The organism is Streptomyces sp. B21-083 (assembly GCF_036898825.1).
Taxonomy (GTDB): Bacteria; Actinomycetota; Actinomycetes; order Streptomycetales; family Streptomycetaceae; genus Streptomyces.
Window position 1 is genome coordinate 5314350 of record NZ_JARUND010000001.1, and the last position, 17111, is coordinate 5331460.

General features: G+C 69.8%; 13 protein-coding genes. 8 read left to right on the plus strand and 5 right to left on the minus strand.

The window, feature by feature from the left end; translation table 11 throughout:
* Positions 1-105: 105 nt before the first annotated feature.
* Entirely contained in the window at positions 106-672 is a 567-nt protein-coding gene (locus tag QA861_RS23875; RefSeq protein WP_334590334.1) for a VOC family protein, read from the plus strand.
* 104 nt (positions 673-776) lie between these two features.
* On the opposite strand, the gene QA861_RS23880 is transcribed toward QA861_RS23875, so the two are convergent.
* Positions 777-2276 carry an RICIN domain-containing protein gene (locus tag QA861_RS23880; protein WP_334590335.1) on the minus strand — a complete coding sequence of 500 codons (1500 nt, stop codon included), beginning with the start codon at positions 2274-2276 and terminating at the stop codon, positions 777-779.
* Positions 2277-2504: 228 nt separating this feature from the next.
* On the opposite strand from QA861_RS23880, the gene QA861_RS23885 reads away from it, so the two are divergent.
* Positions 2505-4457, plus strand: coding sequence for a glycoside hydrolase family 97 protein (locus QA861_RS23885; protein WP_334590336.1), 1953 nt, complete (start codon positions 2505-2507; stop codon positions 4455-4457).
* Position 4458: 1 nt separating this feature from the next.
* Here QA861_RS23885 and QA861_RS23890 read toward each other — a convergent pair whose 3' ends face one another.
* The gene (locus QA861_RS23890) at positions 4459-4935 is read right to left on the minus strand and encodes an FMN-binding protein (protein ID WP_334590337.1); all 477 of its coding nucleotides are present in this window, start codon (positions 4933-4935) and stop codon (positions 4459-4461) included.
* Between the two features lie 7 nt (positions 4936-4942).
* Positions 4943-6295: a ferredoxin reductase family protein gene (locus tag QA861_RS23895; protein ID WP_334590338.1), complete on the minus strand. Its 1353-nt coding sequence runs from the start codon at positions 6293-6295 to the stop codon at positions 4943-4945.
* A gap of 252 nt (positions 6296-6547) precedes the next feature.
* Here QA861_RS23895 and QA861_RS23900 point away from each other — a divergent pair, with 252 nt between their 5' ends.
* The 3 genes from QA861_RS23900 to QA861_RS23910 all read left to right on the plus strand — a co-directional run bounded on the left by QA861_RS23900 (position 6548) and on the right by QA861_RS23910 (position 10056).
* Complete coding sequence (locus QA861_RS23900) at positions 6548-7297, plus strand: response regulator transcription factor (protein WP_334590339.1); 750 nt, start codon at positions 6548-6550, stop codon at positions 7295-7297.
* Complete coding sequence (locus QA861_RS23905) at positions 7294-8823, plus strand: sensor histidine kinase (protein WP_443041530.1); 1530 nt, start codon at positions 7294-7296, stop codon at positions 8821-8823. Before QA861_RS23900 ends, QA861_RS23905 begins: the two co-directional genes overlap by 4 nt.
* Positions 8824-8925: 102 nt before the next feature.
* Positions 8926-10056, plus strand: a complete 1131-nt coding sequence (locus QA861_RS23910) for an SGNH/GDSL hydrolase family protein (protein ID WP_334590340.1) — start codon at positions 8926-8928, stop codon at positions 10054-10056.
* A 53-nt stretch (positions 10057-10109) separates the two neighbouring features.
* Here QA861_RS23910 and QA861_RS23915 read toward each other — a convergent pair whose 3' ends face one another.
* Positions 10110-10943 carry a PIG-L family deacetylase gene (locus QA861_RS23915; protein WP_334590341.1) on the minus strand — a complete coding sequence of 278 codons (834 nt, stop codon included), beginning with the start codon at positions 10941-10943 and terminating at the stop codon, positions 10110-10112.
* A gap of 279 nt (positions 10944-11222) precedes the next feature.
* Here QA861_RS23915 and QA861_RS23920 point away from each other — a divergent pair, with 279 nt between their 5' ends.
* Both QA861_RS23920 and QA861_RS23925 read left to right on the plus strand, forming a co-directional pair.
* Positions 11223-12521: an alpha/beta hydrolase gene (locus tag QA861_RS23920; RefSeq protein ID WP_334590342.1), complete on the plus strand. Its 1299-nt coding sequence runs from the start codon at positions 11223-11225 to the stop codon at positions 12519-12521.
* A 647-nt stretch (positions 12522-13168) separates the two neighbouring features.
* Positions 13169-13507 (plus strand): helix-turn-helix domain-containing protein, encoded by a 339-nt coding sequence (locus tag QA861_RS23925; RefSeq protein WP_334590343.1) that lies wholly within the window; start codon positions 13169-13171, stop codon positions 13505-13507.
* A 49-nt stretch (positions 13508-13556) separates the two neighbouring features.
* Here the strand turns inward: QA861_RS23925 and QA861_RS23930 are convergent, their stop codons facing one another.
* Entirely contained in the window at positions 13557-13958 is a 402-nt protein-coding gene (locus QA861_RS23930; RefSeq protein WP_334590344.1) for a VOC family protein, read from the minus strand.
* Between the two features lie 350 nt (positions 13959-14308).
* On the opposite strand from QA861_RS23930, the gene QA861_RS23935 reads away from it, so the two are divergent.
* Positions 14309-17104, plus strand: a complete 2796-nt coding sequence (locus QA861_RS23935) for a hypothetical protein (protein ID WP_334590345.1) — start codon at positions 14309-14311, stop codon at positions 17102-17104.
* Positions 17105-17111 lie beyond the last annotated feature (7 nt).

The window sequence follows — 17111 nt, forward strand, 5'->3', positions numbered from 1 at the left end:
CGGAGCGCACGAAGGTAACGAGAGCGACCGTCTGGCGGACAGGCGTCCGTCGCTCGGTCCGTCGCCGCTGCCCGGCGGACCAAGGAACCTCAAGGAGAGTCGACGATGACCCAGGCTTCCCCCGCACCCTCAGCCGCGTCCAGCGCCGCGGCCCTGCCGTCCCGGCTGCATCACAACGCGTACGTCACCCGCGACCAGGAGGCCACCCGGGCCTTCTACGAGGACATCGTCGGTCTGCCCCTCGTCGCCACCTGGAAGGAGTCCGACGAACTCTTCGGCGCGGTACGCACGTACTGCCACACCTTCTACGGCCTCGGCGACGGCAGCGCCCTCGCCTTCTTCCAGTTCGCCGACCCCGAGGACCAGAAGCAGTTCGGCCCCGAGATGCCGCACTCGCCGTTCCAGCACATCGCCCTCAAGGTCACCGAGGACGTGCAGAACGCGATCACCGAACGGCTGGAGAAGGCGGGCTGGCGGCCCGACGAGACCTACGTCCTGGAACACGGCTACTGCCGCTCCCTCTACACCAGCGACCCCAACGGTCTGCTCCTCGAATTCACCCTCGACGCGCCCGGCATCGAGACGAGCGACGCCGAACGCCGACGCACCGCCCGCGCCGAACTCGCCTCCTGGCTCGCCGGCGAGCACACCACCAACAACACCTACCGCTGACCGGCCCCGACAGCACGCGGCACGGCACTGCACGGCCCGCGGTCAGTGACAGCGGGCCGTTCGCAATCGCCTCAGCTCAACTCAGCTCTGCTCACCGGCGGGTCTCAGCCGACGGTCCACTTCTGGCTCGTCGCGCCCGTGCCCGTCAGCTGGACGACCGCCGCTCCGGTCGTCGTCGCGTTGCTCAGCACGCCGAGGTTCAGCCCGCTGTGCACGGCCACCAGCATGTAGACGCTGCCCGTGTAGCTGCCGACCAGGTCGAAGAAGAACTGCTGGTTGGTGCCGCCGTTGCAGGTCCACTGGATGAGCTGGCGGTTCTCGGCGGTCGACTTGCTGGGCACGTCCAGGCAGAGCCCGCTGTTGACGTTCTTGAGCGTGTAGATGTTGGCCGACACCTTGGTGAGGTTCCACCGCTGGTCCGAACCGCCCGTGCCGGTCGCCTGGATGATGTTGGCGTTGGTGGCGGTGGAGGCGCCGGTGACATCGAGGAGCATAGAGCTGCCCGAGTTCGTCAGGGTGTGGGCCGCCGCGCTCGGTACGCCGCTGTTCGGCGTCCAGGTGCCCGCCTGGACGTCCAGTGACCAGGTCGGATACTGGCCGAGGTTGACCGTCGTACCACTGATGGTCAGCGGCAACCAGATGATCTGGGACGCGCCGAGGTCGGAGGCGTTCCAGCGGTCACCGGCGTAGATGTACGTCGTACCGGAGGTGCCGGCCACCGTGATGATGTTGGCCGTCTGGCTGCCGTACGTCTTGGTGCCCGGGGCGGCGAAGTCGCGCATCGGCGCCCAGGTGCCGCTGACGGAGGTGGCGGTGGAGTAGACGTTGTCGTTGAGGCTCCAGCCGGTCAGGTGCGAGGCGAGCAGGTAGTAGATCCCGTTGGCCTTGACCATCGCGGGTGACTCGAAGCTGTTGGCGCCGCCGCCGCTGCCCAGGATGGCGACCGTGCTCACCGGGGTGAGGTAGTCGCCGGAGAGCAGGTCGACGCGCAGCCCGTTGTTGCGGTCCTCCGACAAAAGGTAGGCGGTGCCGTCGGTGTCCTGGAACAGACCGATGTCGCGGCTCAGTTGGCCCAGCGGGCGCGAGCTGCCCCGGTAGTCATAGGCGCCGCAGGGCGTGCTGCTGGTGGCGACACCGACCTTGGCCTCGGAGTAGTTGGAGCTGTCGATGTGCACGTACATGACGTACTTCTGGGTGCCGGCGTTGTAGATCACCTTCGGCCGCTCGACCACCCGGGACGGCCCGAGGTCACCGCTGCTCTGCAGGGACAGCGCGTCGCCCCGGTACGTCCAGTTCGCCAGGTCGGTCGAGCTGTAGCAGGCGATGGCCCGGAAGGACGTGTCGGTCGACGTCTCGCCCGTCTTGTTCTCACCGAAGCCGTACCAGGTGTCACCGACCTTGATGATGCCCATGCCGTGCAGCTGCAGGGCGTTGCCGCTGGTGTCGGTCCGCGCCGCGCCGGTCGTGAAGGTCACGCCGGTGGCGGCCTGGGCGGCCGAGGCGGGTATCAGGAGCGAGGCGACACCTGTCAGAAGGGACAGGAGCAGGACGGCGACGGTCCGCCATGGGCTGCCGCTCCGGCCGGTGGACGTTCCTTGCAACATGCTGTTCCGCCTCTTCTTCGAGGTCCCCCGGGTATATGTCCGCCGTTTGGCGGGTTAATGACAACTGTCGCCAGAAGCCCTGTCAATACTTGGACGTTGGTTTCTGTTTCTTTTCATTGGTTTTGCGCACACCCGTTGACCAGGAGGAAGGCGGGGGAGTAGAACAACCCCTGCGGGTCGCAGGTTTGTTACTGGTTGGTTTTGTTCGAACTGCGAGGTGGGCACACCATGGAATCTCCCGCATCACCCGGGAACCTGTCACGGCGAGGGATCCTCAAGGGAGCGGCGGTCACCGCCGGAGGAGCGGTCCTCGGCCTCGGCAGCACGTCCGTCGCCCGGGCGGCGGACGCGTCGATCACGGCGACCTCGCCGGACGGCGCGAACAGGATCACCATGTCGCTGGTCGGCGGCGTGCTCCAGTGGTCGGTGAAACGCGGCGGCACGACCGTCCTCAACCCCTCGGCGCTCGGCCTCGTGCTGAGCGACGGCACCCAACTGGGCGCGGGGAACCTGTCGGTGACCAACTACCAGCACTGGACGAAGGACAGCACCTGGACCCCGGTCTACGGTCGTGACGCGACCGTCCGCGACCACTACCAGGAGATGCGCTGGAACCTCCGGGAGGCCACCAGCGGCGTCAACTTCTCCGTCCAACTGCGCGCCTACGACACCGGTGTGGCCCTGCGCTGTGTCCTGCTCGACGCGGGCAGCGCCACCATCTCCGACGAGCTGACCACCTGGGCCTTCCCCGCCGGCACCACGGTCTACAGCGCCCGGGACGAGGACGCCTACAGCCCGCTCGCGCCGGGTGCCATCCCGCTCACCGGCACCTCCACCACCGACAACGGCAACCTCAGCGACCTGCCGCTGCTCGTCACCCTGGACAGCGGGCTGCATGCGACCATCTGCGAATCCTCACGGGTCAACTACCCCCGCTCGATGGTCAGTTCCGTCACCGGCGCCGACAACACGCTCAAGACGTACCTGATGAAGAAGTCCGCCCGTTCCTCGGGCACCGCGCAGAACACCACGACCGTCACCACGCCGTTCGCCACGCCCTGGCGGGTCCTGGTGCTCGGTGACGAGGCCGGCGACCTGATCGACAACGCCGAACTCGTCCTCAACCTCGCCCCGCCCTGCGCCCTCCCGGCCACCTCCTGGATCAAGCCGGGCAAGGTGTTCCGCTGCGAGTTGACCACTGCCGCCGGCACCCAGGGCGTGGACTTCGCCGCCGCCCGCAACCTGCAGTACATCGAGTACGACGCCGGCTGGTACGGCCCCGAGTTCAGCACCCTCGACGCCACCACCCCGATAGCCGCGATCGACCTGCCAGGCGTGATCGACTACGCCACCAGTCACGGCGTCGGCGTCTTCCTCTACGTCAACCGCATCGCCCTGACGGACCCTGACACCCTGTTCGCCCTGTACAAGAGCTGGGGCGTGGCCGGTATCAAGCTCGGCTTCATCAACGACGGCACCCAGGCCATGACCAACCAGATCATCGCCTGGGCCAAGGCCGCCGCCAAGTACGAGCTGCTCATCGACATGCACGACGACGTCCGCTCCTGGGGTTACGAGCGCACGTATCCCAACTGGATCAGCCTGGAGGGCGTCCGGGGCAACGAGCAGTTCCCGACCGCCACCAACAACGTCCTGCTGCCCTTCGCCCGTAACGTCGGCGGCCCGATGGACTACACCATCTGCTACGGCCAGTCGCGCGACCAGACCACCAACAACCACCAGCTGGCGATGGCCGCCGTCTACTACCAGCCGCTGAACTTCCTCTACTGGTACTCAAAACCGTCCGCCTACGCCACCACCGCCAACTGGCCCGGCCTCGCCTGGTTCGACGCCATCCCCACCACCTGGGACGAGAGCACCACGGTGGCGGCGGCCGTCGGCCAGTACGTCGCGGTGGCCCGCCGCAGCGGCATCACCTGGTTCCTCGGAGCGATGACCAATGAGGACGCGCGCACCCTGTCGGTCCCGCTGACCTTCCTCGACAGCGGCACGTCCTACACGGCCACGATCTACGCCGACGGCACGGCGGGCAGCACCCCGCACGCGACCCCCACCGTCGTCAGCACCCGGACGGTCACCTCCGCCACCACCCTCAGCGTGACCATGACCAGCGCGGGCGGCCAGGCGGTGATCCTGACGCCGGTGAACTCGGTGAGCTGATTCAGCCGTTCGCGGAGTCCAGCGCCGACTGGAGCGACTGCCTGTATCCGTCGCTGGTGTACGTGGCCCCGGAGACGGTGTCGATGTCGGCGCTCTGGGCGGTGAGCGCCTCCCTGGTCAACTGCGGGATGGCGTACGAGCTGATCTCCTGGTCCCGTGGGTTCTCCTGCGGGTAGGTGACCGCGGTGACGGCGGTGAGCTTCCCGTCCGTCACCGTGACCCGGACCTGGACGGGACCCCAGCGGGTCTGGACGGTATCGCCGGTGAGGGTCCGGGTGCCGGTGGCCGACCCGGTCGACCCGGCCCCCGACGTGCTGGAACTGCTCGAACTGCTCGACGGCGCGGGAGCGGACGCGAGCCCGGCGACAGAGGGCGTCGTGTGCGGCTTCAGCGACAGCAGCAGCACCATGCCGGAGACGGTCGCGGCGCTCGCCAGCACGATGCGGCGCAGCGGGCGGTTCTTCCTCAACGTGTGCAAGACGGCCTCACAGCTCGAAGGACTCGTGGTGGATACGGCGGTCAGGGACCCCGGCGCCGCGCAGCTCCCCGTACAGGTCCTGCGTGAACCCGTGCGGGCCGCACAGGTACACGTCGTGGGAGTCGAGGTCGGGCACGGCGGCGCGCAGCGCGTCGGCGGTGAGGTCGGGGCGCCTGCCGTCCGGGCCGTTGAGCGCGTAGAGCACCTTCGCTCCGCGCCATCGCGCGACGGCCTCCAGCTCACCGCCCAGGGCGAGATCCTCGTTCGTGCGGGCGCGGTAGAGGAGGGTGACGTCGCCGGGCAGCGTCTCGAACAGGGCCCGCAGCGGGGTGACGCCGACTCCGCCCGCGATCAGCAGGGACCTGTGCGTGGTCTGCCGGTCGGCGGTCAGCGCCCCGTACGGGCCCTCCGCCCACACCCGCGTGCCCGGCCGCAGCAGCGGGACGGCGGCGCTGTGGTCGCCGAGCGCCTTGACGGTGATGCGCAGCAGGTCCGGTCGCGGCGGCGCCGACAGGGAGTACGGCGTGGACGTCCAGCGCATGCCGTCGGTGAGGAACCGCCAGCGCAGGAACTGCCCCGGCCGTACGCCCATCTCGTGCAGCCGCCGGCCGCCGATGACGACGGAGTACACGCCCGGCGCCTCCTGGTGCACGGAGTCGACCCGAAGCCGGTGACGCAGGTTGAGCCGTACCGGGGCGAGGATCCTGAACCAGCCCACCAGGGCGGAAACGCCCAGGTAGAGCGCGTACCAGGCGGCCTGGGCCGGCCCGTTGCCGGTGAAGTCGGAGCCCAGGGCGAGCTGGTGGCCGAAGGTGAGGAAGAGGGCGGCGTACGTGAGCAGGTGGAGGTAGTACCAGAACTCGTGGCTGACGCGACGGCGCACCGCGCGGGCGGAGACGATGCCGACCGCGAACAGGATGACGGTGCCGGCGGTGGCCTTGAGCATCTCCGGGTAGTCCAGGACCACGGTGAGCGCCTCGTCCAGGAACGAGGAGCCGTCCTGGGCGGCGTACCCGAGGAGGATCAGGGTGATGTGGGCGAGCAGCAGGCAGATCGTGTACCGGCCCGCCATCGCGTGCCAGCGCGTCACCCGGTCCGCCCCGATCCGCCGCTCCAGGAGCGGGACGCGGGCCATCAGACCGACGAGGACGGCACAGGCGTACCCGCACAGCAGTCCCGCGATCCGCCCGGCGCCCGTCAGCCAGCCCGTGGCGCCCACGACCGACCCGGTGTCGTACCACCACAGGGCGATCACGGCGGCGGCCCCGGCCCACAAGGCGGCGAGCACGGGACCGGCCGGGGACCGCCGTGGCGCCGGAGGCGCGGGAGCGACCCTTCGTTGCGCGTACGCCGTCGTCATCCGCGTGTCCTTTCGGCTGCCCGTGAGTCTGTTCGTACGTCCTTTCGGCCGTCCGGGATGCCACTGTGCCGGGGCAACTTCTGAGCCAGCTCTCAGTGCTCGGGGGCCGGCGAGGGCATCGACGCAGGTGGGAGGTGTGTCAGGAGGCCGGGCGTGGCGTGTGGGCACAGCGGGCTCAGGGTGGACTCAGAGCGAACTCAGAGGTCGGGGAAGCGGCCCGGGACACGGCGAGACCGCATCCTGGTACCTGAGATGAACACTCCCCGCCCACGCGGCCCAGGCCGCCCCACGCTGACCCGGACCGACGGCACCCCGCTTTGCGTCCTCGTCGTAGACGACGACCCCGACCTCGCGGAGGTCCTCTCCGGCGCCCTGCGGTACGAGGGCTGGGAGGTCCGTACGGCGGGCGACGGCGTCTCGGCCGTCGCCGAGGCACGCGAACTGCTGCCCGACGCCGTCGTCCTCGACGTCATGCTCCCGGACACCGACGGCTTCGCCGTGCTGCCCTCGCTGCACGCCGTGCGCCCCGACGTGTGCGTCCTCTTCCTGACCGCGCGCGACGCGGTCGAGGACCGGATCGCCGGGATCACGGCCGGCGGCGACGACTACGTGACGAAACCGTTCAGCCTGGAGGAGGTCGTCGCCCGGCTGCGCGGACTGCTGCGCCGGGCCGGCATGGCCCGGCAGACGGAGGACGGGCCACGGCTGACCGTCGGTGACCTCGCCATGGACGAGGACGCCCGCGAGGTCACCCGCGCCGGCGAACTCATTGAGCTGTCCCCGACGGAGTTCGAACTGCTGCGCTACCTCATGTGCAACCCGCGGCGCGTGCTGAGCAAGGCGCAGATCCTCGACCGCGTCTGGTCCTACGACTTCGGCGGGCAGGCCCATGTCGTCGAGCTGTACATCTCCTACCTGCGCAAGAAGGTGGACGCGGGCCGCCCGCCCATGATCCACACAGTGCGCGGCGCCGGATACGTACTCAAGCCGGTGGCCCAGTGAGGACGCGGCGGGGTCGCGAGATCCGCCTGCCGTCGCCCCGCCTCCCGCGCCTGCCCCGGCCGCACACGCTGCGGGCGCGGCTCACCGCCGGCCTCGTCGTGCTGCTCGCGGTCAGCTGCGCGGCCGTCGGGGTCGCGGCGGTGGTGGAGCTGAACGGCTTCCTCACCGGCCGCCTCGACCAGCAACTGCGCGAGACGGGCGTACGGTTCCCGGCGAGCCTGGAGCACGGCCCCGGCCGGCCCTCGGACCACGACGGCGACGAGGGCGGCGACGGTGACACCCGCCGTCAGACGGTCGGCACCTTCGGCGCACGCCTGGTCGGCGACACCGTCACCAACGCCGCGGTGGTCGCGTCCGGCAGCGGTACGGGCACGGTGACCGTCACGCTCGGCGCGCGGGACAGGAGAAAGCTCGCCGCGCTTCCGGCCGACGGCGGGGGGCACACGGCCGATCTCCCGGCGCTGGGCGACTACCGCCTGATGGTGACCGAGGGCAGGGACGGCGACGTCCTGATCACCGGGCTGCCCATGGAGCCCGTGGAGGCCACCGTCCACCGGCTGGAACTGGTCGCCGCGATCGTCTTCGGCGCGGCCCTCGCCGTCACCGGAGTCGCCGGTGCGCTGTGGGTGCGCTGGTCGCTGCGACCGCTCAGCAAAGTGGCCGCGACCGCCACCCGGGTCAGTGAACTCCCGCTCTCCAGCGGCGAGGTGGCGCTTCCGGCACGCGCCCCCGAGAGCGACCCGCGCAGCGAGGTGGGACGCGTCGCCGGAGCCTTCAACGCGATGCTCGGCCACGTCGAGGACGCGCTCACGCAACGGCACGCGAGCCAGGAACGGCTGCGCAGTTTCGCCGCCGACGCCAGCCATGAACTCCGTACGCCCGTGGCGTCGATCCGAGGTCACGCCGAACTGGCGCTGCTGCACCCGGACCCGGTGCCGCAGAAGGTGACGCGGGCCCTGGAGCGCATCGAGGCCGAAGCCGCCCGCATGGGCGAGATGGTCGACGACCTGCTGCTCCTGGCCCGCCTGGACGCCGGCCGCCCCCTGGAACGCCTGCCCGTCGACCTGACCCGCCTGGTCCTCGACGCGGTGACGGACGCGCAGGCCGCGGGCCCCGGACACCGCTGGCTGATGGAACTGCCCGAGGAGCCGGTGACGGTGCCCGGCGACACCCACCGCCTCCACCAGGTGCTGGCCAACCTGCTGGCCAACGCCCGCCTGCACACCCCCGCCGGCAGCACGGTCACCGTCTCCCTGGAGACCGACGACACGACAGCGCTGCTGAAGGTCCACGACGACGGGCCGGGCGTCTCGGCGGACGTCCGGTCCAAGGTCTTCGAACGCTTCACCCACGCCGACCGCCGCCGCCCCGAGGACGCGAAAGCCGGCACGGGCACCGGCCTGGGCCTCTCGATCGTGGCAGCGGTGGCGGAGGCCCACGACGGAAGCGTCACCCTGGAAAGCACCCCGGGTTCGACCACGTTCACCGTCCTCCTGCCGAGCACCGCGGGCATGCCGTCCGCGTGACGGGGCGACGGAGGGGTTGACGGAGACGGGTGTGACGGCCACCTTGGACGAACCGGCTGTGGGAGCGCTCCCACAACTGCCCCCACACCAAAGGAAGGCCACATGCGGACGTCTCGTCACTTATCCCGAAGGACGCTGCTCACCGCCGCCACCGCGGGCGCCGTCACCGCCGTCGCCTCCCCCTCCCAGGCCTCCCAGGCCTCGCCGGCGTCCGGTACCCGGGCCCGGTTCCGGACGGTGGGCCGAGTCAAGGAGGCCGTTGACGGGTTCGTGCGGTACACCTGGCCCGGCATCTACTTCGAGGGCCGGTTCCGCGGCACCGGTGTCGGCATCGTCCTCGACGACTCCGACAACGACTACGACGTACAGATCGACGGAACGACCACGGCCACACTGGTGACTCCGGGCCGGATCACGTCCTGGATCGACGGCCTCGCCGACACGGAGCACCGCGTACGGCTCGTCAAGCGCACCGAGAGCCCCTGGGCCGCCGGCGGGTTCGGCGGGTTCGTCGCCGCTCCCGGAGGCACGATCCTCGCCCGTCCCCGCGCGCGAAGCAGACAGATCGAGTTCATCGGCGACTCCTACACCGCGGGCTACGGCAACGCCTCCACCGTCCGCGACTGTTCGGGCAACGGAGGAGTCAACCGCAACAGCGACGCCGACCTCGCCTTCGGCGCCCTCACCGCCCGGAGCCTCGGCGCCGACTACCAGATCAACGCCTTCTCCGGCCGGGGCATGGTCCGCAACTACAACGGAAGCAGCCCCGGCACGGACTTCCGCACGTACTACGACCGTGCCCTGCTGAACGTCGACGGCGACGTCTGGCGGAAACCGGACAGCTGGCAGCCGCGGGTCGTCGTGGTCGGCCTGGGCATCAACGACTTCTCGACGCCGCTCAACCCGGGCGAGCCCTGGACCACGCAGGACGAGCTGACCGCCGCCTACGAGACCGCCTACCACGGCTTCCTCGACACACTGCGTGCCCGATACGGCAGCAGGACGTTCATCGTGGTCAGCGCCACCCACCTCGCCGACACGGCGTTCGCCGACACCGCCCGGCGCATCGTCCGGAGCCGCAACCGCCGGGGCGACCACAGGATCGGCTACTGGTACTACGACAGCGCCGGCCTGGACTACCTCGGATGCGACTGGCACCCCTCCTTCCACGACCACCGCCTCATCGCCGACCAGCTCGACAACCACCTCGCCGCCCTTCCGCTGCGCTGGTAGCCGGAGCCGGACCGCCTTTCCGGATCCCGGCCGGCCGGGATCCGGTGGGCGGGTCAGCGCAGTCCGGCGAAGAGATCCTTCTCGGGTACGGCCGCGCCGGTGGCGTCCTGGACACGTAGGAAGGTCTCCGTGCCCATCAGCTCGCCGAACCTCTCCTTGCCCATCTTGAGGAAGAAGATGTTCTCGCCCTGACTGGCGTGCGCGGCCAGCGCGTCGAACTTCTGGCCGCTGTACGCGGTGGTGTCCACCCATGTGGTGATCTCGTCGTCGGGGAGGCCGATCTCGGCCAGCGCGGCCATCTCGGCGGGATCCGGCTCCGGCATGTCCTCCTGGAACTCGCGGATGGTCTCGCCGAACCGCCGCATCATCGAGCGGGGCATCGTCGTCCAGTACACCTTCGGTGTCAGCGCGGTCATCTCCAGCGCCGCCATCGTGATGCGGTGGGCCTGGATGTGGTCGGGGTGGCCGTAGAAGCCGTTCTCGTCGTAGGTGACGACCACATCGGGCTGGTAGTGCCGCATGAGTTCCGCGAGTCGGGCGGCGCCTTCCTCCACAGGGGTCTGCCAGAAGGACGTGGGGGCGTCGTTGCTCGGCCAGCCCATCATCCCGGAGTCGGCGTAGTCCAGCATCTCCAGGTCGCTGATCTTCAGGACCCCACAGCTCGCCTCGAGTTCCTGACGGCGCAGCAGGGCGATCGCCGCCGGATCGTGCCCGGGATCGCCAGGCTTGACACCCCCCGGTCCGTCACCGCAACCGCCGTCGGTACAGGTCACGAGTACCGTGCGTACGCCCTCCGCCGCGTATCGCGCGAGGATCCCTCCGGTTCCGGTGGCCTCGTCGTCGGGGTGGGCGTGTACTGCCATGAGCGTCAAGGGCCGGTCAGTCATGAAGCAGTCCTCCTGCGGAAAAAACGTATTGATCCAAGTGGGCCCGTACGGCGCTGGTCCCTCGTCGGTGCAACCGTGCCGACCGGACCGGCTGTTCCCGGCGCGGCCGTCCGGCTTCCAGGTGTGGGCTACCGGCCCGTGGTCGGCGAGGTGCGGTCGTGACACGAATGGACCCTCTTTTGCACCCCATTTGCGCTGATTGGGGAACGCGAAGGGTGCAATAGCCCTCCTTCTGTGTGAAGGAAACCGCACGGGTAGGGAAATCGGGTATCAACCGGTATGGGTCTGACCAGCGAGACGACTGTGTATGTGATGGCGGCCCTCGCCGTCGTGGGCGTGGCACTGATGGTCTGGTCGTGGCCACGGTTCGCCCGGCAGGGACTGTGGCAGGTGCTCGGACGACTGGTGGCCATCGGGACGACCCAGGTGGTGATCATCGTGGCGTTCGCGTGCTGGCTGAACTCGTCGTACCAGTTCTTCGGATCGTGGGGTGAACTCTTCGGCCGCGTCGAGACCGCCCCCGTCGGGGTGACGCAGGCGGGGGACGGCGGAGTCGGCACGGCGACCGACGTCGCCCTGAAGGGGGCGCTGGTACAGCCGGCCACCGACGAGCAGCTGAGCCAGGTCGGTGGACTGCCCACCGGTCCTGCCGCGGTGAACGGGCGGGTGGAGTCCGTGAAGATCGTCGGACGCCGCACCGGCGTGGTCGACCCGGCCTTCGTCTACTTGCCGCCGCAGTACTTCCAGAAGGCGTACCAACGGCAGCGCTTCCCGGTGATCGTGGCACTCAGTGGCTACCCGGGCAGCATCTTCAACCTCGCGCAGCATCTGCGGGTGCCCCAGATCGCCGGTGAGCTGCAGAAGAGCGGTCGGATGCAGCCGACCATCATGGTGATGATCCGGCCGACGGTCGCCCCACCGCGCGACACCGAGTGTGTGAACGTACCGGGCGGTCCGCAGACAGAGACCTTCCTGGCCAGGGATCTGCCGGACGCCCTGAAGTCCTCCTATCGGGTGGGTCGTGCCGCCAGTGCCTGGGGTGTCATGGGCTACTCCTCCGGCGGCAGCTGCGCCCTTCAGCTGACGATGCGCGATCCGCACGTGTACACGACGGCCGCCGCCCTGTCGCCCGACTACAAGGTCAAGGACGATCCGACGACCGGCAACCTCTTCGGCAGCGGACCGGACCGCGCCGAGCGGAGCAACGGCCACGACCTGATGTGGAGGCTGAGGCATCTGCCGGTTCCCCAGGTCTCCGTACTGGTGGCCGAGAGCAAGCACGGTGAACGCGGCTATCCGCAGACGCAGGCCTTCCTCCGAGCCGTCAGGGCGCCCATGCGCGTCGTGTCGATTCTGCCCGAGCACGGCAGCCACAACTTCCCGACCTGGGTGCAGGAGATGCCCCCCGCTCTGGCGTGGATGAACCAGCAGCTGACGTTCCCCCAGGACGTCGTGCCCCGCCACCACAAGAAGAAGGGGTCATCGGTCGCCGACCCCTCGAAGTCCCCGAAGTCCCCGAAGCTCGCTCACGCCCCCCTGCGCGCCGACGGCCCGGACCTCCCGCCCACCGTTCCGTGATCGGCGCAGGCGCTGATTATCTCGCTGTCGAGCGCACAGAAATCTATGTTCGCTGGAGTAGACATTGAGGGGCTCTCTGGCTATGGTTTCTCTCGTAGCCCAGAGAGACAGCAGGGCCTGGCAGACACGAACTGCCGGGCGGCAGTACCGCAGTTGAAGTTCGCAGAACGGTGCGGTGGTGGAGTTCCGAAGCCAGGGTTGTCGCAGGACGGCGACGGGACTGACGACCGGACCGGGTGGCCCGCAGTGATCAGGGGCCGCCAGTTCGCAACATCCAGCAGCGAAGGCAGTGAGCAGTACCTCGGTGAAGGCGTCGGCTGCGGGCGCGCGCACCGGGAAGTTCGCATCACCAGCAGTACGCATTACCCGCTTGGTAAGTGATTGGTCCCAGAGGGAAGAACGGAGGAGCCGAGCGCCATCAGGATCGCCCGGGCCGAAGCATTGAACCCGGGTACCGCAGGACATCGATAGTGAGGTGGTCTCCGGTCAAGCAACCGCGATCCCAGCACCCCCGACAGCGACTGGGTCGGGTCTGCGGAAACAGAAGGCCGGCGCGTTATCAGGGCCGGCAGATGGTGTAGCAGTTCCTTCGGGGCCCTGGTGCGATAGGCACCAGGGCCCCTCCACGCGTTCCACAGAGAGGTGCGATGACAGCAGACGACTCTTTCGGCCGGCTCGATGACGACGACTACCCCGCCTACACCATGGGCCGGGCCGCCGAGATGCTCGGCACCACGCAGGGCTTCCTCCGCGCCATCGGCGAAGCCCGCCTCATCACCCCGCTGCGCTCCGCCGGCGGACACCGCCGTTACTCCCGCTACCAGTTGCGGATCGCCGCCCGCGCCCGCGAACTCGTCGACCAGGGCACTCCGATCGAGGCCGCCTGCCGCATCGTGATCCTCGAAGACCAGCTGGAGGAAGCCCAGCGCATCAACGCCGAACACCGCCGCGCAGCCGAGCCGGCGAACCCGACGGCCGCCGCCTGAGAAGGCTTTCGGCGTCTCGCGCTCCGAGGCGTCGGTGCCGCCCGCCGCGTCACCCCTCGTAGACCGTCCCCGCCTCGACGAAACAGAGCGAGTTCCCCCAGGGATCGTCGACGTAGAACGACCGCTCGCCCCATGGCCGTACCGCGATCTCACCCGCCGACGCGCCGTGCGCGTCCTCGGTCGACAGGCAGCCCAGCCCACGAGCGCGGTCGAACACGTCGCCGAGGCTTCGTACGGTGAAGTAGAGCGACTTCGGCAGCCGGTGGACGCTGCCGTGGCCGGACACGTCCAGCACCTGCAGAGTGACCGCACCGCAGGGGAAGTAGCACCGCGCACCCGCCTGCCTGCGGCCGGTCGTCCCGAGCAAGGCCGAGTAGAACGTGACCGCCTCGTCGAGGTTCGCCACCTCGATGTTGAGGCGGAACAGGATCGGGTCGTCGTTGGCGGTCATGGCTGTTCCTCAGTCGTAGAACACGTAGGGCACGTAGGACGTCACGTCCCTTCCGCACTGCCGGTGTCTCTGTCCGCCGGACGATACTCAGCGCGCTCGCCGAATGTCGTCAACTCGACCGGAGTGCGCCCTTTGTGCCCGCTCGGTGACGACCTTCACGCGCACGGGAGTCTGCTCACCGGCAGCCCAACTCCCCCTGGTTGCACGTGTCTTGATGTACGGAAGGGGCGGAACTTGTGCGAATGCCGTGTGCGGAGGTGACAGGGTGTTCGAATGTGCTGCATTTAGTGCGTCGGGGGAGCCCGGGGCCCGTGGGGTTCCCAGGGCACTGACCATGAGGAGGAACAGAAGTGATCCGTGTCTCGCGCGTGACGGCCGCTGTGACAGCGGCCCTCGCGCTGGCGCTGGCGTCGCCGGGGGTGGCGCAGGCCTCGCCGGAACCGGAGCCCGGGCGGCCGACCGCTCCCGTGTCTCCGGGACTTCCCCAGGGCTGGCTGACCACCGGTTCCGGGGATTCGGCGGAGCTCGTATGGCGCTCGCCCGAGAAGGTGCCGGTGGGCGATGCCCAGGTCGAGTTCCGCAGCGGGGAACGGCTGTTGGGTGTCCCCAGACCCGCCGCTGACGGGCGCACCTTCAGGCTTCCGCTCGACGGCGTGCGCCTCGGCAGGACGGACGATCTGCGGGTCGAGGCCGCGGGGCGCCGTCTGGACGCGGCCGGAGTGAACGCCACGGCCCGTGAACGCCGTAGACCCGACAACTCATCGAGTCCGTCGCGTCTGCCCCAGGCGGCGACCGTGAACAAGGTCGACCCCGGCGTGGCCGGCTCGTTCCGTACGACCAGCGGCGAGTACTCCCTGCCGTCCGTCCAACTGCCCGGCTACGACACGGGCGTGGAGATGAAGGCCGTGGTGGTCGCGCCGGTGGGCGCCACGGGCAGCCGTCCGCTCGCGCTGTTCCTCCACGGGCGCCACGGCACCTGTTTCAAGGGCGACGACGTTACCCTCGACTGGCCGTGCCCGGCCGACTACGAGCCGGTGCCGAGCTACCGCGGCTACCTGCACGACCAGCAACTCCTCGCCTCCCAGGGCTATGTGACGGTCTCGATCTCGGCCAACTCCGTCAACGCCCAGGACTGGCAGGCCGACGACGCCGGCGCCCAGGCCCGCTCCTCGCTGGTACGGCTGCACCTGGCCCACTGGGCGGACTGGGCCGCCGACCCGTCCAAGGCCCCCGACGTCGTACGACGGGCACCCCGCGCCGACCTCGGCCGGGTGCTGTTGGTGGGCCACTCCCGTGGCGGCGAGGGCGTCGACAGGGCAGCGCTGGACAGCCTCGCCCCGCCCCCCGCCGACCAGGACGGCTACCACGGCCCGACCCGCTGGAAGATACGCGGAACCGTCCTCATAGGCCCCACGATCTTCGGCCAGAACCCCGCACCCGACGTGCCGTCCGTGACGATCCTGCCGGGCTGCGACGGAGACGTCATCGACCTGCAGGGCGAGTACTACGTCGACGGCACCCGAGAGGTCAGCCGCGGCAAGGCCCTGCACAGCGCGGTCTACATGACGGGCGCCAACCACAACTACTTCAACACCGAGTGGACCCCCGGCCAGGCCACGGCACCGGCCTCGGACGACTTCTCCTACGGCGGCGAAGAGCACGACCCCGTGTGCTCGCCGGGTACCGCCGGCCGGCTCACCGCCGCGCAGCAGCAGAAGGCGGGCTCGACGTACATAGCCGCGGCGGCCCGTCTGTTCGTCGCCGGTGACGACCGGGTCCGCCCGCTGCTCGACGGATCCTCCGCGCGCGCCCTCTCCGCCGGACCCGCCCGTGTCCTCACCCACGCCGTCGGCGCCGCCCGTTCGGGGGCGTTCCTGCCCGCCGCCTCCGCCAAGGTCAGCGGCGGCCGGCTGTGCGCCCAGGTGGACCCGGACCCGAAGGTCTCCTGCCTGGACCCCGCGCTCAACACGGCTTCCCCGCACTTCGCCGAGTGGCGCAGCGTGGCACCCGGCAAGGAGCCGGACCGGTACGCGCTGGCCATGAACTGGACCCGCTCCGGCGCCGCCACCGGGTTCAGCCCCGCCCGCCCGGTCGCCCTGTCCGGCGCGAAGTCGCTGAGCCTGCGCGTGATCGTGCCGCCGAACACCACCGGCACCCAGCTGGACATCGCCCTCAGCGACACCTCCGGCAAGCGGGCGAACCTCGGCCGGGTCCGCGTCGACGGTCTGTCGGGCACCTCCCGTACCTCCTCCTACTGGGCGCGCGAGGTCCGCGTACCCCTGTCCGCCGAGACCGGCAGGCGCATCGACCTCGGCCACGTGAAGACCCTGCACCTGACCCCTCGTACCGGGTCCGGGACGGCATGGCTGGTGGACGCCTACGGCTGGCGCCCCGGCACCCCCGCCGTCGAGCCCGCGAAGCTGGCGCGCGTGGACGTCGGCCACCTGACCGTCAAAGAGGGCGACTCCGGCTCGCGCACCTACCAGGTGCCGGTACGGGTGTCGGGGTCGGGCAGCGGTGAGGTCCGGCTGTTCGTGGACGAGCCGGGCAGCGCCTTCCCCGTCGCGCGCACGGTCAAGGTCCGGGCCGGCACGCACGTCGACATACCGGTCACGGTCGAGGGCAACACCCGCTACAGCTCCGACACGGACCACCGGGTGGCCGTCAAGACCGTACGCGGCGCGGTGATCGGCTCCTACCTGGGCGGCGTCACCGCCGAGAACGACGACCCTCAGCCCACGGTGACCATGACACCGGTCGCCGACCAGGTCACCGAGGGCCGACCACTGGTCTGGCGGATCAGCCTCAACACGGCCGCCGACGTCGCCACCTGGACGGACCTGCAGCTGCTGCCCGTCTCCGAGGGCCCCGAACTGTCCACCAAGGACGTCCCCGCGACGTGGCTGAACGAGAACTTCGGAGCCTCACCGGATCCGGAGCGACCCCTGTCCGCCCTGCCGAACGGCGCGGTGCTCCTGGGTGAAGTGCCCGCGGGCAGCCTGAGCATCGACGTGTCCGTACCCACCGTCACCGACCAACTGACCGAGAACACGGAGTCACTGCGCCTGCGCCTCTGGACCTACGACCCCGCTGGAGAGTCGGTCGAGGGCCCTGAGTTCACCGGCACGGTGAGCGACGCCTCCTAGCGGAGCA

Excerpts from the sequence above, each read along its gene's own strand:
- QA861_RS23875 (WP_334590334.1), top strand. The coding sequence starts at position 106 with ATGACCCAGGCTTCCCCCGCACCCTCAGCCGCGTCCAGCGCCGCGGCC.
- QA861_RS23880 (WP_334590335.1), bottom strand. The coding sequence starts at position 2,276 with ATGTTGCAAGGAACGTCCACCGGCCGGAGCGGCAGCCCATGGCGGACC.
- QA861_RS23885 (WP_334590336.1), top strand. The coding sequence starts at position 2,505 with ATGGAATCTCCCGCATCACCCGGGAACCTGTCACGGCGAGGGATCCTC.
- QA861_RS23895 (WP_334590338.1), bottom strand. The coding sequence starts at position 6,295 with ATGACGACGGCGTACGCGCAACGAAGGGTCGCTCCCGCGCCTCCGGCG.
- QA861_RS23900 (WP_334590339.1), top strand. The coding sequence starts at position 6,548 with ATGAACACTCCCCGCCCACGCGGCCCAGGCCGCCCCACGCTGACCCGG.
- QA861_RS23910 (WP_334590340.1), top strand. The coding sequence starts at position 8,926 with ATGCGGACGTCTCGTCACTTATCCCGAAGGACGCTGCTCACCGCCGCC.
- QA861_RS23915 (WP_334590341.1), bottom strand. The coding sequence starts at position 10,943 with ATGACTGACCGGCCCTTGACGCTCATGGCAGTACACGCCCACCCCGAC.
- QA861_RS23920 (WP_334590342.1), top strand. The coding sequence starts at position 11,223 with ATGGGTCTGACCAGCGAGACGACTGTGTATGTGATGGCGGCCCTCGCC.
- QA861_RS23925 (WP_334590343.1), top strand. The coding sequence starts at position 13,169 with ATGACAGCAGACGACTCTTTCGGCCGGCTCGATGACGACGACTACCCC.
- QA861_RS23930 (WP_334590344.1), bottom strand. The coding sequence starts at position 13,958 with ATGACCGCCAACGACGACCCGATCCTGTTCCGCCTCAACATCGAGGTG.